Source organism: Mycobacterium sp. 94-17 (assembly GCF_035617725.1).
In the GTDB taxonomy this organism is placed as follows: domain Bacteria; phylum Actinomycetota; class Actinomycetes; order Mycobacteriales; family Mycobacteriaceae; genus Mycobacterium.
On record NZ_JAPIYN010000002.1, the window covers coordinates 211,067 to 225,737 of the forward strand.

Annotated in this window: 16 protein-coding genes and 1 pseudogene; 9 read left to right on the forward strand and 8 right to left on the reverse strand. The window is 67.5% G+C overall.

All coding sequences use genetic code 11. The features are described from left to right. Positions 1 to 12: 12 nt before the first annotated feature. Together OQ789_RS03915 and OQ789_RS03920 are read right to left on the reverse strand one after the other, a co-directional pair. Positions 13 to 1,179: an acyl-CoA dehydrogenase family protein gene (locus OQ789_RS03915; RefSeq protein ID WP_324683649.1), complete on the reverse strand. Its 1,167-nt coding sequence runs from the start codon at positions 1,177 to 1,179 to the stop codon at positions 13 to 15. A gap of 14 nt (positions 1,180 to 1,193) precedes the next feature. Next, a complete protein-coding gene (locus OQ789_RS03920) occupies positions 1,194 to 2,714 on the reverse strand; it encodes a CoA-acylating methylmalonate-semialdehyde dehydrogenase (protein WP_324683650.1) in 1,521 nt (506 codons plus the stop codon). Positions 2,715 to 2,815: 101 nt separating this feature from the next. Here OQ789_RS03920 and OQ789_RS03925 point away from each other — a divergent pair, with 101 nt between their 5' ends. From OQ789_RS03925 to OQ789_RS03950, 6 genes and pseudogenes are all read left to right on the forward strand, one after another. Continuing rightward, on the forward strand, positions 2,816 to 4,243 hold the full coding sequence (locus OQ789_RS03925; RefSeq protein ID WP_324683652.1) for an NAD(P)-binding protein: 1,428 nt from the start codon (positions 2,816 to 2,818) through the stop codon (positions 4,241 to 4,243). 22 nt (positions 4,244 to 4,265) lie between these two features. After that, a pseudogene (locus OQ789_RS03930) lies at positions 4,266 to 4,439 on the forward strand (sigma factor-like helix-turn-helix DNA-binding protein); the annotation flags it as partial. Beyond that, positions 4,436 to 5,143 carry a Rieske (2Fe-2S) protein gene (locus OQ789_RS03935; protein WP_324683653.1) on the forward strand — a complete coding sequence of 236 codons (708 nt, stop codon included), beginning with the start codon at positions 4,436 to 4,438 and terminating at the stop codon, positions 5,141 to 5,143. The pseudogene OQ789_RS03930 and the gene OQ789_RS03935, both read left to right, overlap by 4 nt. A gap of 24 nt (positions 5,144 to 5,167) precedes the next feature. Further along, complete coding sequence (locus tag OQ789_RS03940; RefSeq protein WP_420716037.1) at positions 5,168 to 5,572, forward strand: cupredoxin domain-containing protein; 405 nt, start codon at positions 5,168 to 5,170, stop codon at positions 5,570 to 5,572. After that, positions 5,569 to 6,498 carry a metallophosphoesterase family protein gene (locus OQ789_RS03945; protein WP_324683658.1) on the forward strand — a complete coding sequence of 310 codons (930 nt, stop codon included), beginning with the start codon at positions 5,569 to 5,571 and terminating at the stop codon, positions 6,496 to 6,498. The genes OQ789_RS03940 and OQ789_RS03945 overlap by 4 nt, the downstream gene beginning before the upstream one ends. Further along, entirely contained in the window at positions 6,495 to 6,881 is a 387-nt protein-coding gene (locus OQ789_RS03950; protein ID WP_324683660.1) for a hypothetical protein, read from the forward strand. The genes OQ789_RS03945 and OQ789_RS03950 overlap by 4 nt, the downstream gene beginning before the upstream one ends. Here the strand turns inward: OQ789_RS03950 and rfbC are convergent. Genes rfbC through OQ789_RS03980 form a run of 6 tightly spaced genes read right to left on the reverse strand, consistent with a single transcriptional unit; the run spans position 6,853 to position 13,475 of the window. Beyond that, positions 6,853 to 7,464: a dTDP-4-dehydrorhamnose 3,5-epimerase gene (gene rfbC, locus OQ789_RS03955; RefSeq protein WP_324683845.1), complete on the reverse strand. Its 612-nt coding sequence runs from the start codon at positions 7,462 to 7,464 to the stop codon at positions 6,853 to 6,855. The two genes, OQ789_RS03950 and rfbC, sit on opposite strands and share 29 nt — an antisense overlap. A 1-nt stretch (position 7,465) precedes the next feature. Further along, positions 7,466 to 8,461 (reverse strand): dTDP-glucose 4,6-dehydratase, encoded by a 996-nt coding sequence (rfbB, locus tag OQ789_RS03960; RefSeq protein ID WP_324683662.1) that lies wholly within the window; start codon positions 8,459 to 8,461, stop codon positions 7,466 to 7,468. Positions 8,462 to 8,488: 27 nt separating this feature from the next. Next, positions 8,489 to 9,367 carry an LLM class F420-dependent oxidoreductase gene (locus OQ789_RS03965; RefSeq protein ID WP_324683663.1) on the reverse strand — a complete coding sequence of 293 codons (879 nt, stop codon included), beginning with the start codon at positions 9,365 to 9,367 and terminating at the stop codon, positions 8,489 to 8,491. A gap of 25 nt (positions 9,368 to 9,392) precedes the next feature. After that, the gene (locus OQ789_RS03970; RefSeq protein ID WP_324683665.1) at positions 9,393 to 10,241 is read right to left on the reverse strand and encodes an LLM class F420-dependent oxidoreductase; all 849 of its coding nucleotides are present in this window, start codon (positions 10,239 to 10,241) and stop codon (positions 9,393 to 9,395) included. Between the two features lie 28 nt (positions 10,242 to 10,269). Next, a complete protein-coding gene (locus OQ789_RS03975; protein WP_324683667.1) occupies positions 10,270 to 11,793 on the reverse strand; it encodes an ATP-binding protein in 1,524 nt (507 codons plus the stop codon). Beyond that, entirely contained in the window at positions 11,790 to 13,475 is a 1,686-nt protein-coding gene (locus OQ789_RS03980) for an FAD-dependent oxidoreductase (RefSeq protein ID WP_324683669.1), read from the reverse strand. Before OQ789_RS03980 ends, OQ789_RS03975 begins: the two co-directional genes overlap by 4 nt. Positions 13,476 to 13,727: 252 nt before the next feature. Here OQ789_RS03980 and infA point away from each other — a divergent pair, with 252 nt between their 5' ends. From infA to rpsM, 3 genes are all read left to right on the forward strand, one after another. Beyond that, positions 13,728 to 13,949 carry a translation initiation factor IF-1 gene (infA, locus tag OQ789_RS03985; protein WP_003418601.1) on the forward strand — a complete coding sequence of 74 codons (222 nt, stop codon included), beginning with the start codon at positions 13,728 to 13,730 and terminating at the stop codon, positions 13,947 to 13,949. A 50-nt stretch (positions 13,950 to 13,999) separates the two neighbouring features. Further along, entirely contained in the window at positions 14,000 to 14,113 is a 114-nt protein-coding gene (rpmJ, locus tag OQ789_RS03990; protein WP_003879483.1) for a 50S ribosomal protein L36, read from the forward strand. Between the two features lie 179 nt (positions 14,114 to 14,292). After that, a complete protein-coding gene (gene rpsM / locus OQ789_RS03995; RefSeq protein WP_324683670.1) occupies positions 14,293 to 14,667 on the forward strand; it encodes a 30S ribosomal protein S13 in 375 nt (124 codons plus the stop codon). Positions 14,668 to 14,671 lie beyond the last annotated feature (4 nt).

A 14,671-nucleotide genomic window follows, 5' to 3' on the forward strand; every position in this document is an offset into this window, starting at 1 on the left:
TCCAAGACCTTTCTATGCGGTTGCCCGGACCCGTGCTGCTTCGGCCCGACCGATGACCACCCGCATGATTTCGTTGGTCCCTTCCAGGATTCGATGCACCCGCAGGTCGCGCACGATCTTCTCCAGACCATACTCGCGCAGGTAGCCGTAACCGCCGTGCAGCTGCAGGGCTTTGTCGGCGACCTCGAAGCAGGTATCGGTGACGTAGCGCTTGGCCATCGCGCACAACTCGACCTTGTCGGGGTCGCCGGCGTCCAACGCATTGGCGGCCCGCCACAACATCATTCGCGAAGTCTCGAGCCCGGTGGCCATGTCGGCCAGGGTGAACCGGATGGTCGGCTCGTCGAGCAGGGACGACCCGAACGCCTGCCGATCGCGAACGTACACCCCGGCCTTGTCCGCGGCGGCCTGGGCGCCGCCGAGTGAGCACGCGGCGATATTGAGCCGACCGCCGTTGAGCCCGTTCATCGCGATGCCGAATCCGGCGCCCGCGCCATCGGCGCCGCCCAGCATCGCGTCGGCCGGCACCCGGACGCTCTCCAGGATCACCTGCGCGGTGGGTTGCGCGTGCCAGCCCATCTTCTCCTCAGGCGAGCCGAAACTCAGTCCCGCAGTGCCCTTTTCGATGACGAAGGCCGATATGCCACGCGGCCCCTCGCTGCCTGTCCTTGCCATCACCACGTAGACGTCCGAGGCGCCGGCGCCGGAGATGAACTGCTTGACGCCGTCGAGCACGTAGTCGTCGCCCTGCCTGACGGCACGGGTGCTCAGTGCACCGGCGTCCGAGCCGGCACCGGGTTCGGTGAGGCAGTAGCTGGCGACGACATCCATCGACGCCAGCCGCGGGACCCAGTCCTTGCGCTGCTCGGCGGTGCCGAAGGTGTCGATCATCCACGCGCACATGTTGTGAATCGACAAAAACGCGGCTGTGGTGGGGTCGGCGATGGCCAACTGCTCGAAGATGCGGACCCCGTCCAGGCGGCGCAGTCCGCTGCCGCCGACATCCTCGCGGCAGTAGATCGCGGCCATGCCGAGTTCGGCGGACTCGCGCAGCACGTCGACCGGGAAATGTTTGGCCGCATCCCATTCCAGGGCGTGCGGGGCGAGGCGCTTGGCGGCGAACGCGGCGGCCGTCTCGGTGATCACCCGCTCGTCGTCGTTGAGGGTAAAGGAAGCCATCGGGGTCCTCGACCCTAATCCATGGTGGGGATGACGAATTCGGCGCCATCCTTGATGCCGGACGGCCACCGCGATGTCACCGTCTTGGTCTTGGTGTAGAAGATGATCGACGAGGGGCCGTGCTGGTTGAGGTCGCCGAAACCGGAACGCTTCCAGCCGCCGAACGTGTGGTAGGCCACCGGCACCGGAATCGGCACGTTGACGCCGACCATGCCGACCTGCACGCGGGCGACGAAGTCGCGGGCCGCATCCCCGTCGCGGGTGAACACCGCCACGCCGTTGCCGTACTCGTGCTGAGAAGGAAGCGCCAGCGCTTCTTCGTAGTTTGTGGCTCTTACGATGCACAGCACGGGACCGAAGATCTCGTCGGTGTAGATCGACATGTCCGGGGTGACATGGTCGAACAGGGTCGGCCCAATGAAGAATCCGCCTTCGAGGTTGGCGTCACCGAAAGTCAGGTCGTCGCTGGCCCGTTCGCGACCGTCGATGACCAGTTCGGCTCCCGCGTCCACGCCCTGGGCGATGTAGTCGCGCACCCGTGCCACGGCGGCCTCGGTCACCAGCGGGCCGTAGTCGGCCTTGGGGTCCAGGCTGTGGCCCACGCGCAGGTTGTTGATCCGCTCGATGAGCCGGGCGCGCAACCGGTCGGCGGTCTTGTCGCCGACGGGGACCGCGACGCTGATCGCCATGCAGCGCTCACCGGCGCTGCCGTACCCGGCGCCGATCAGGGCGTCGACGGCCTGATCCAGATCGGCGTCGGGCATCACGATCATGTGGTTCTTGGCCCCGCCGAAGCACTGTGAGCGCTTTCCGGTGGCCGCGGCCCCGGCGTAGATGTACTGGGCGATATCCGAGCTGCCGACGAACCCGACCGCCGCGATGTCGGGGTGGTTCAAAATGGCGTCGACGGCTTCCTTGTCGCCGTGCACCACCTGGAACACCCCGGGCGGCAGACCCGCCTCCAGAAAGAGCTCGGCCAGCCGCACCGGCACCGACGGGTCACGCTCGCTGGGCTTGAGCACAAAGGCGTTGCCGCAGGCCAGCGCCGGACCGGCCTTCCACAGCGGGATCATCGCCGGGAAGTTGAACGGGGTGATCCCGGCGACCACGCCCAGCGGCTGGCGCAGCGAGTAGACGTCGATGCCGGGTCCGGCGCCTTCGCTGTATTCGCCCTTGAGCAGGTGGGGGATGCCGATGCAGAACTCGATGACCTCGATCCCGCGCTGGATGTCCCCCTTCGCGTCGGCCACCGTCTTGCCGTGCTCGCGCGACAGCAGCTCGGCCAGCTCGTCATTGTGCTTGTTGACCAGCTCGACGAAGCGCATCATCACTCGAGCGCGCCGCTGTGGATTGGTTGCGGCCCAACCCTTTTGGGCCTCGATTGCCGACGCCACCGCGGCGTCGATGTCGGCCTGGCCGGCCATCGGCACCGTGGCCTGAACCCGGCCGGTGCTGGGGTCGAAGACGTCAGCGCTGCGGCCGGACTGGCCGGCGGTGCGCTGCCCATCGATGAAGTGCGGGATCTCTGTGGTCATGGGGCCCTCGGGTGTGTGGACGGGCTTGAGTGGATACTTGCATATCCTAGTAACCCGGTTCGAACATTGGCAAGGCGGGCGGCGGCTAGCCTGACAGCTGTATGCACACCATCGAGGCCGACTATCTGGTAGTCGGCGCGGGCGCCATGGGTATGGCGTTCGTCGACACGCTGGTCTCCGAAACGGAGGCCCGCGTGGTGATGGTGGACCGCCACGACGCCCCCGGTGGGCACTGGACCATGGCCTACCCGTTCGTGCGGCTGCATCAGCCCTCAGCGTTCTACGGCGTCAATTCGGCACGGCTGGGCAGCGACACCATCGACCAAGTCGGTTGGAACCAGGGCCTTTACGAATTGGCGACCGCCGGCGAGATCTGCGCGTACTACGAGCGCATCATGCGCCGGGAGTGGCTGCCGACAGGCCGGGTCAGCTTCTTCCCGATGAGCGAATACCGCGGCCGATACCGTGGTGAAGGCCGGTTTCGCACGCTGGCCGGCGCCGACCACACCGTCCGCGTGACGCGCCGCGTCGTCGACGCCACCTACATGCGGGTCACCGTTCCGGCCATGCGCCGCCCACCGTACGGGGTCGCCGACGGCATCGGGTGCGTGCCGCCGAACGACCTACCCCGGCTCGCCGCACATCAGCGCTACGTCGTCGTCGGCGCCGGTAAAACCGGTATCGACACCTGCCTGTGGCTGCTGAGCCACGGCGTCGGGCCGGATCGGCTGACCTGGATCATGCCCCGCGACTCCTGGCTGCTGGACCGCGAGACGATGCAGCCCGGCACGTTGTTCGCCGACAAGCTCAAGGCCAGCTTCACCGCACAACTGCGCGCGATCGACAACGCGGCTTCGGTGCACGATCTGTTCGCGCGTCTCGAGGATGCCGGCGTGTTGTTGCGCATGGATCCGGCGGTCCGGCCCACCATGTACCGCTGCGCGACCATCACCCGGCTCGAACTCGAGCAGCTGCGCCGCATCACCGACGTGGTGCGCCTGGGTCACCTGTTGGCCATCGAGGCGGACAAGATGGTCCTCGACGGCGGCACCGTGGCCGTCGGCGGCGACGAGCTGTTCATCGACTGCACCGCCGACGGCGCCGAAAAGCGGCCCGCTACACCCATTTTCGATACCGGGAGGATCACGCTGCAAAGCGTGCGCGGATGCCAACAGATCTTCAGCGCTGCGCTGATCGCCCACGTCGAAGCCGCGTACTGTGATGACGCCGGCAAAAACGAACTCTGTGTGCCCCTGCCGCATCCGGACAGCGACCTCGACTGGTTGCGGCTGGCGCGGGCCGACTACAGCAACCAGCTGCGCTGGTTCGACGACCCGGAACTGATGTCGTGGTTGGCCGGGGCCCGGCTGGATCTGTTCGGGCACTTGATCGGGCACCTGCTGCCGTCGGGCTCGGCGAACCCCCGGGTGCGCGATCGAGTTCTGAGCATCGCCAAATCCGCATTCTCCGCCACCGCCACCAAGCTCGAGCAGCTGATGGCCGCCGAGGCCGCACTCGCGGCGCGCTGACCGGTGTAAGCGTGTAACCCGGGTTCTTGGCCACCTGCCGGACCACTACCGCCGGATTTTGGAATCGCGCTTCCTGCGGGGCAATTCGATCAGGGAGTCGGCCGCGGAACTCGGGATCAGTGTGGCCAACGCCAAAGTGCTCCAGCACCGCGCCCTGCGGCTGGCGGCACAGGTCAACGATGGGGGGCAGCCATGAATGCGCGAGGGCTGCGACGTTACGTCGACGATCTGCAGCGGGGGCGCCGCCCCAGGCCGTTCGCACCCGACGACTTCGAGGCCGCGCAGCTCCGCACGGCCATCGAGTTGCGCGCGGCTCGCGACGGTGGTGATGCGCCGCGCCAGGAATTCGTCACCGATTTGCGCCGGCGTATCGCCGGGCAAATGTCCGGCGCGCCGTCGGAACCGGCGTCGAGGCGGGGCAGCACGCGCCGCCAGGTCATCGTCGGCACGTCGGCGGCCGCCACGGCGGGAATCGCCGCGGTGTCCGTCGATCGCGCGCTGATCGCGCGTCAATCCGGCGACGGCCGCGCTCCGGAGGTTGCCGCCGGCCAACTCACGCCCAATGAGGGCAGCTGGCAGCGCATCGCCGCCGGCTCAGACGTGCCCGACGGCGTCATGCATGCCTTCGACCTCGGCTCGGTGACCGGATTCGTCCGCCGGGTTGACGGCCAAATCCAGGCGGTGTCAGGGGTGTGCACGCATCAGGGCTGCAAGCTGTGGTTCGACGCCCCCGATGACACGCTGCGCTGTCCCTGCCACACCACGTCGTTCTCACCCAGCGGGCAGGTGCTCACCCATCAGTTGCCGATATCGCCAAAGCCATTGCCCGCATTGATGGTTCGCGAGGTCAACGGGGTCATCGAGGTATTCGCCCCACCGCGCCCCGAGCGGCCGGCCTGAGCGATGTAACCCACTGTCCTATCTCTGGGCATGGATATCCCCATGCTACGAAGACTTTTGGCGTTCGCGGCGGCTGTGGGTATGTTGCTGTTGACCGGTTGCTCCCAGCCGCGGCCGGTGGCGACCACCCCCGCGCCCACCACCACGATGTCGGTCACCGCACCGGCGGCTCCGGTGCGCGGCGACCAGGTCAGCATCGACGGCTTCGCGTTCGCGCCGGTGACCTTGACCGTGCCCGCCGGTACCACCGTGACGTGGACCAATCGCGACGAAGAACCTCATACGGTGGCCGCAGGTGACGGCTCGTTCCGCTCACCCGGTATGGGGACAGGGGCGACGTTCAGCCACACGTTCTCCACCGTAGGGACTTTCGACTATGTCTGCTCGATTCACCCGATGATGCGCGGCACCGTGGTGGTGACCGGATGACGGGCGCCGGCCAGCCCATGAACCGCCGCCAGCTCATCCGGCACTCGGCATGGTTCGGAGCGGCGGTCGGGTTCGCCGTGGCCGGCGGCGAGGTCATCTCGCATGTCGCCGGCGACGCGACGGCCGCGCGTACACACGCCGCGCCGACCCTGCGATTCGCCCAAATCAGCGACAGTCACCTCGGTTTCACCGGGACGGCCAACCCGGACGTCACCACGACGTTCAGTCGCGCAATCGATCGAGTCAACAGCCTCGGTTACACGCCGGATTTCGTCATCCACACCGGCGACCTGACCCACTTGTCCAGTCCGGAGCAGTTCGACCAGGTGCGGCAGATGATGAGTGGCCTCAGCACGCCACACGTGTTCACTGTGCCGGGGGAGCACGACTCGATCGATGACGCGGGTCAGAAGTACCGAAACACATTCGGCGCCGGCTCCGTTGGCGACGGTTGGTACAGCCTCGACATCGCCGGGGTGCACCTGATCGCGTTGGTCAACACGCTGAATCTGCGCAAACTCGGCCACCTCGGTACCGATCAGTTGGAGTTCGTCAAGAAGGACGTCGCGCGCCTGTCCAGCGATACCCCCATCGTCGTATTCAGTCACATACCGTTGTTCGCGATGTACCCGCAATGGGGCTGGGGCACCGACGACGCCACCCGGGCACTGAGCTACCTACGCCGCTTCTCCTCAGTCACGTGCCTGAACGGCCATGTCCACCAGCTGTTCTCCAAAACGGAGGACAAGGTCACGTTCTACAGCGGTACCACCACCGCTTACCCGCTGCCGCGACCGGGTGATGGGCCCGCACCCAAGCCCGTCACACTGTCGCCCGGCAGGCTGCGCGACGCGCTGAGCATCCGTGAGGTCAGCTACACCCCAGGAGAGGGCGCTCTGGCCCTGAAGGAGACTGCGCTGCAATGAGTGTGACGAGCATCCTGGTTCGCGTCGGCTTCGCCGCGTCGCTGACCATCGCCGCCGCCGGCCACGCCTACCTCTATGTGCATGGTTATCGGCACATTCCGACTATCGGCGCGGCATTCATGGTCCAGGCCAGCCTTTCGTTCGCGATCGCAGGACTGATCCTGGTCGGTGGTCCCGCGTGGCTGCGCTGGGCCGGTGCCACGGTGGCGGCCGGTTCTCTGGTCGCGTTCGTGCTGTCGCGCACCGTCGGTCTTTCCGGCTTCGCCGAAAGAGGCTGGGATCCGGCACCGTACGCGGCCGTCAGCGTGGGAGCCGAGGTGCTCACGGTGGCTTTGTGGGCAGGCGCCCTGACGGTTACGCGGGCTGACCGCGCTTTTCGATGAACGCCTTCGTCTCTTCCCAGGTGGGCAGCAGGCCGGCGGCGCGCACCTCTGCGAAGCTGGGTGCCGCAGCGTCGCGGTCGGACAAGGTGGGCGCCGCGCCATTCACCGGCGGCCAGTCGATGGCCAGCGACGGATCGGTCGCGAGAATGGCGTGCTCGCGCTGTGGGTTGTATTCCGCCGAGCACAGATACATCACCGTCGAATTATCCTGCAGCGCAAGGAAGCCGTGCCCGAGGCCTTCGGAGATGTAGATCGTGCGGCGATCGGAATCGTCGAGCAGCACCGAATCCCACTGCCCGAAGGTTGGCGAGCCCTCCCGGATGTCGACCACGACGTCGAACACCGCACCGCGAACGCAGGTCACATACTTGGCCTGACTCGGCGGCACCTGGGCGAAGTGCAGTCCGCGCAGCACACCGGCCGATGACACCGAGCAATTGGCCTGCCGGATGTCCGGCGTGTGGCCGGCGAAGGAGCGGAATCCCCTGTCGCTGATCCACTCGAAGAACAGGCCACGCGAGTCACCATGAATGTCGGGGGTGATCTCCCAGGCGCCGGGAATGCGCAATTCGCGGACCCGCACGCTACTGCCCGCGCCCTTCATAGCGGGCCTCCGCGGCGTCTTTCAACGGACGCCACCACGATTCGTTCGCACGGTACCAGTCGATAGTCCCACGCAGGCCCTCCTGAAAGTCGGTATGCTTTGGCGCCCAACACAGTTCGTCACACAACGCCGAGGGGTCGATGGCGTAGCGTAAATCGTGGCCGGCACGGTCGGTGACGTGGTCGAAGTCGTCGGGATCGCGGCCCATCATCTGTAGCAGCGTGCGCAGCACGGTCAGGTTGTCACGCTCTCCGTCGGAGCCGATCAGGTAGGTGCGCCCGAGCTCGCCCTTGTCGAGGATCCGTCGGACCGCGCTGTTGTGGTCGTCGACGTGTATCCAGTCGCGGACGTTGGCGCCAGCGCCGTACAGCTTGGGCCGCCGGCCGGTGAGCACATTGGTGATCTGGCGCGGGATGAACTTCTCGACGTGCTGGTACGGCCCATAATTGTTGGAGCAGTTCGAGATCGTCGCGCGCACCCCATACGAGCGCACCCAGGCGCGCACCAGCATGTCGGCGGCGGCTTTGGTCGCCGAGTACGGGCTGGACGGGTTGTAGGGCGTCGCCTCGGTGAACCGCTGCGGGTCATCGAGCTCCAGGTCGCCGTAGACCTCGTCGGTCGAGATGTGATGCAGCCGTACACCGTAACGTCGCACCGCCTCGAGGATGGTGAAGGTGCCGACGACGTTGGTGTGCACGAACGGCGTGGGGCCCTCCAGGGCGTTGTCCACGTGACTCTCCGCGGCGAAGTGCACCACGGCGTCGGACTCGGCGACCAGCCGCGACACCAGCCCGGCGTCGGTGATGTCACCGACCACCAGCTCGACGGCGTCCTCGACGCCGGCCAGTGACTCGCGCCGGCCCGCATAGGTCATGGCGTCGAGCACGGTCACGGAATCCTCGGGGTGTTCGCGGACGGTGCTGTGCACGAAGTTGGCGCCGATGAATCCAGCGCCGCCGGTGACCAGTAACCGCATGCCCAAAACCCTAACCGAGCCGATCGGTCAGCCCGCGCGGGTGAGCCCCAACGGTCCGGCCAACTCGGCGAGCGCGGCCAGCAGCGCTTTGTCGTCGCCGCAGCCCAGCACCTGGATCGCCACGTGGTCGGCGCCGGCCTGCAGGTGCTGCGCCAGCCGGCTCGCGACGTCGTCCGGGGTGCCGTGGGCCACCACCGCGTCGATCAGCCTGTCGCTGCCGGGCCTGCGCACGTCGGCTTCGGTGAATCCCAGCCGCAACCAGTTGTTCACGTAATTGCTCAGGCCGAGGTAGAAGTCGACCGTCTGACGACCGATCGCGCGGGCCTGCTCGGCCCCCTTGTTGTCCGGCGTGGTGAGTACCACCTTGTGTTCGGGCGCTAAAAATACTGCCCCGCCCAGCAATTCGCGTGCCTTCGCGGTGTGCTCCGGTGTGGTCAGGTACGGGTGCGCCCCGGCGCTGCGCTGCGCTGCGAGTGTCAGCACCCGCGGCCCCAGCGCCGCGAGCACCCGACGGCTCGTCGGCACCAGGGCCGCGTCGAGTTCGTCGAGGTAGGAGACCAGGGCGTCGTGCGGCTTCACGTACTGCGCGGTGTGCTCGGGATGGCCCACCCCGAGGCCCAGCAAAAACCTTCCCGGATGGCCGGATTCGATCCGTTGGAAGGACTCGGCGACGGCCGGGGCGGGTGCGGTCCAGATGTTGACGATGCCGGTGGCCAGCTGCAGCGACGAGGTCCGCGCCAGGGCCTCGTCGGCCCAGGACAGGTCGGCGCTCGGCGATCCACCGATCCACGCGGCGCCGTAGCCCAGCGATTCGATGCCCGCCGCAAGCTCGGGGGAGATGGAACGCGTGGGCAGCCACACGCCGAACCGGCCCAGCTCGGGCTTGAGTGAAACTCCCTCGGTCATCTGCGTTCCCCCTGGCGAGTTGGTGTCAGGACTGCGTCAATCCCAGTGGCCCCGCCAGTTCGGCCAGTGCCGAGACCAGGTTTTCATTTTTGGTCAACACCTGCACGGGGACGTGATCGGCGCCGGCGTCGAGGTGCTCGGTGAGTCGCGCCGCGATCTGGTCCACGGTGCCATAGGCCACCACCGCGTCCACCAGGCGGTCGCTGCCCGGGCGGGTGACGTCCTCCTCGGTGAAACCCAGCCGCTTCCAGTTGTTTCGATAGTTGGCGAGGTTGAAATAGATGTCGAGCGCCTTGCGGCCGATCGCCCGGGCCTTCTCGGCGTCGGTGGTCAGCACCACCTTGTGTTCGGGAGCCAGAAAGGCCGACGGCCCGATGAGCTCGCGGGCCCGCGCTGTGTGCCCGGGGGTGGTCAGGTAGGGGTGCGCCCCGGCCGAGCGTTCCGCGGACAGCTTGAGGACGCGGGGGCCCAGCGCCGCCACCACCCGGCGGTGGGCGGGCACGCCGTAGTCGTCGAGCTGCCGCAGGTAGTCGGCCAGCGCGTCGTAGGGCTTGCGGTACTCGGTGTGCGCCTCGGGGTGGCCGACGCCGATGCCCAGCAGGAACCGGCCCGGGTAGGCCTTGTCGATGCGGTGAAACGATTCGGCGACCGGCCCGGCGGCCGCGGTCCAGATGTTGACGATGCCGGTGGCCACCTGCAACGTCGTCGTCGCCTCCAAGAGGGGCTCGACCCAGGCCAGCTCGGCGGGTGGTGAGCCACCGACCCAGACGGCGCCGTAGCCCAGCGCCTCGATGTCGCGGGCCTGCTCGGGTGTGACGCCGCGTCCGAAAGATCCGAACCGGCCGAGATCGGGCTTGCTCGCTGCATCGGTCATGGTGTTCCCAACCTGCGCCCCGCGAACGCTATTCCGCGGCGGCCGAATCCTCATCGTCGTCGAGGTCCGCGGTGGCCGGGTCGGTGGCGGGCGGCTCCAGCGGCAACAGCACGACGAACCGGGTGTCGCCGGGCGCCGACTCCACCCGCAGGTCGCCCCGATGTTTCTTGACGACGATGTTGAAGGCCAGGTCCAGGCCCAGCCCGGTGCCTTCGCCGAAGGGTTTGGTGGTGAAGAACGGCTCGAAGATGTGACCGCGCACGTCCTCGGGGATGCCCGGCCCGGTGTCGCAGATTTCGATGCGGGCCAGCTCCTCGCCTTCCCGGCGGGTGCGGATGGTCAGCGAGCCACCGGTGGTGCGCATCGCGGCGATCGCGTTGTCGATGATGTTCGTCCACACCTGATTGAGATCGCCTGGGTAGCAAGGGATTTCGGGCAATGTCTGGTCGAAGTCCTTGATCACGGTGATGGCGGGGCGTGTATCGCCGCCCTTGGCCGCGTCCTTGGACAGCCGATCGGCGAACATCACCAGCGTGCTACGCAGCAGATCGTGCACGTTGGTCACCTGGAACGGAGCCCGATCCAGTTGGGAATACTGCTTGGCGTCGGCCACCAGAGCCGAAATCCGTTTGCTCGCTTCGGCGATCTGGTTCATCAGCAGCTCGCTCTCGATGGTGTAGCTGATCCATCGGATCGCCTGCTCCAGCGACGCCGACGCGACCTCCTCGCTGACCGCGGAGATCCGCTCCAGCCAGTCGGTGTCGATGCCGCCCTCGACCAGCGTCGGGGCGATGTCCCAGCCGCCGTCGATGCCGTGGTCGTCCAGCCAGTCGCCCACGGCGTCCTCGCGGTCGGAGGTCTCCAGCGCGGTCAGATGCTGCGTCGCGGACTTGGCGACCTGCTCGGCGACCCGCTCCTGTAAGCGCACCAGGGCACTGAGCGCCTCGGGCGAGATGGTCCCGTCCGCGAGCATCCCCAGCTTGTGCCGCATGTTGGCCACCCGCTCCCGCAGATCCGACGACGCGCGCGAGATCGCCGCGGCGGGATTGTTCAGCTGATGCGTCAGCCCGGCCGCCAACCGGCCCAGCGCCAGCAGCTTCTCCCGGTTGCCGATGATCCGCCGGGTGCGGTCGGTGCCGACGGCGATGCCGTCGAGCAGGTGCACCGCCATGGGGAACTGGTCCTTCATGAACTCGGCGAACACCGGCGCGTCCATCACGAAGAACCGCGACGGCCTGGTCACATGCACCGAGGCGTCGTAGCTCTTCTGGTTGCCACCGGTGAACGCCCGCCACGCCCCGCAGTACACGCCGCGCTGCGAGGTGCGGTTGGTTTCGATGTCCTGGCCGCCGGAGAGCTTGGACATCATCAGCTCGCCCTCGATCAGCACGTAGAAGCAGGTCGCCGGCTCGCCCTCGACGCAGATCGGTCCCGGTTCGTAGTGCTGGATGTGCCCGTTGCCGCACAGCACCGCGAGCTGCTCGTCGGTCAGCGCCTCGAACAGGAACAGGCTGCGCAGCTCGTCGGGGTCGCAGGGTGTCCCGGCGGTCATGATTCGGCCAGGTATCGGTGGACCAGCATGACCGCCATCGACCCCTCGCCGACCGCGGCCGCGACCCGCTTGGCCGACGTGGACCGGACGTCGCCGGTGGCGAAGACCCCGGGCACGCTGGTCTCCAAATGGTGCGGCGGCCGATCCAGCGTCCAGCCGCACACGTTGCGCAGGTCCGGGCCGGTCAGGATGAAGCCGTGGTCGTCGCGGGCCACCACGCCGTCGAGCCAGTCGGTGCGCGGGGCGGCGCCGATGAAGATGAACATCCGGCCGCAGCGGACGTCCTCGGTTTCGCCGGTGCGGTTGTTGACCAGCGTCAGTCGCTCCAGGTGGCCGTCGCCGTTCGCGCGCTGCACCTCGGTGCGGGTCAGCACGGTGATCTTGGGGTTCGCCTCGATCTGCTGGATGAGGTAGTAGGACATCGAGGCCTCGAGCGACGCGGCGCGCACCACGATGGTGACCGACTTGGCCGTCCGCGAGAGGTACATGGCGGCCTGGCCGGCCGAGTTCGCCCCGCCGATCACGTAGACCTCGTCGTCCTCGCACTCCGAGGCGACCGAAATGGCCGCGCCGTAGTAGATGCCGCAGCCGGTCAGCTCGGCGCAGCCGTCGGCCTGCAGCTGGCGATAGGAGACTCCGGTGGCGAGGATGACTGCATGCGCGTCGACCGAGCCGCCGTCGGCGAACCGCACGGTGCGTTTGGATCCGTTCACCTCCAGGGCGGTGGCCTTGCGGGCGGTGATCAGCTCGGCACCGAACTTCTCCGCCTGCCGGCGGGCGCGGTCGGCCAGCTGCCCACCCGAGACCCCGTCCGGGAAGCCCAGGTAGTTCTCGATGCGGGAGCTCTGCCCGGCCTGCCCGCCGGTGGCGATGTGCTCGATGAGCACCGTGCGCAGGCCCTCGGAGGCGCCGTACACGGCCGCGGCCAGGCCCGCGGGCCCGCCGCCGACCACGATCAGGTCGTAGAACTCCTGCGACGGCGTGGTGGTCAGCCCCAGCGTCCCGGCCAGCTGCGCATCGGTGGGCTCGACCAGGGTGTCGCCGCGCTGGGTGATGACCACCGGCAGCCGAAGGCCGTTCTCGCCCGCCGCGGTGAGCAGCCGCTCGCCCGCGGGCTCGTCGGCCATGAACCAGGTGTAGTAGAGGCCGTTGCGGGCCAGGAAGTCGCGGACCTGCCAGGACCGCGCCGACCAGCGGTGGCCGATCACCTTGGTGTGCGGGATGGGGTGGTCGGGCGCGGCACGCCAGGCGTCCAGCAGCCCGTCGATGACGGGATAGAACTTCTCCTGCGGTGGATCCCACGGCTTGAGCAGGTAGTGGTCCAGGTCGACGACGTTGATCGCGTCGATGGCGGCGTGCGTGTCCGCGTAGGCGGTCAGCAGCACCCGGCGCGCCGCCGGATACAGGTCCATGGCCTGCTCGAGGAACTCGATGCCGCTCATCTGCGGCATCCGATAGTCGGCGATGAGCAGCGCGACGGTCTCGCCGCGCAGCTTGAGCTCTTTGAGCGTGCCCAGCGCGTCGGGCCCGGACTCCGCGCGCACGATCCGATGTTCCTCGCCGTACTGGCGACGCAGGTCGCGGGCCACCGCCCGGGAAACCGAGGGGTCGTCGTCGACGGTCAACATCACGGGCTTGCGCTGTTGCCCCGCCGTGCCGGCGGGGCCAGAGGGGAGGGTCATCGGCGTCAAGTATGCGCTCGTCAGTGGCCATCCGGCAGGGCGAGCGCACCCGCCCGCATTCCGCCGACAGCGATTTTGGTGGAGCGCAACAACCAGGTATCGTGGAACAACGGTGCGGCACTCGCGCCGGCTTTTTGTGTGCCAAGTCCCTAGGAATTTCCTGTCACCGGCTCACGTTCCAGGTCGGTGCCATGTCGCGTCCATGAGGCGCAGACGAGAACGAAACTATACGACGAGGATTTGCAACGAGTTATGGCCAAGAAGGACGGCGCCATCGAGGTGGAAGGCCGGGTGGTCGAGCCGCTGCCCAATGCGATGTTCCGCATTGAGCTGGAGAACGGTCACAAGGTGCTTGCCCACATCAGCGGCAAGATGCGGCAGCACTACATCCGCATCCTGCCCGAGGACCGGGTGGTGGTGGAGTTGTCTCCCTACGACCTGTCCCGCGGTCGCATCGTGTACCGGTACAAGTAACGCGCCTGATCGCCAACAACCCGACGAAGATAGAACAGGATCGAACAGCCGTGAAGGTGAACCCGAGCGTCAAGCCAATCTGTGACAAGTGCAGGGTGATCCGTCGGCATGGGCGGGTCATGGTGATCTGCTCCGATCCGCGCCACAAGCAGCGGCAGGGCTGACCCGACCGGCCAGCCCGCCCGCGTACACAACTGAATGCAGACCTTCCAGCACCACTGAGCGGCTGGCATCTTCAGAGATGGACCGCTCATCCACGCCCGGACGGAGGCCGGGCCCCGATCTCGCATCGGGAACGGGCTGGGATCAGACCTCCGCCTAGAAAAAAGAGGAAACGCCACCTATGGCACGACTAGTAGGCGTCGATCTCCCGCGCGACAAGCGGATGGAGATCGCGCTGACGTACATCTTCGGCGTCGGCCGGACCCGTTCCAACGAGATCCTGGCGGCGACGGGGATCGACAAGGACCTGCGCACCCGGGACCTGACCGACGACCAGCTGACCCACCTGCGCGACTACATCGAAGGCAACCTCAAGGTCGAGGGTGACCTGCGTCGCGAAATCCAGGCCGACATCCGGCGCAAGATCGAGATCGGCTGCTACCAGGGCCTGCGGCACCGTCGCGGCCTGCCGGTACGCGGCCAGCGGACCAAGACCAACGCGCGCACCCGCAAGGGCCCCAAGCGCACCATCGCCGGCAAGAAGAAGGCCAGGTAACCAC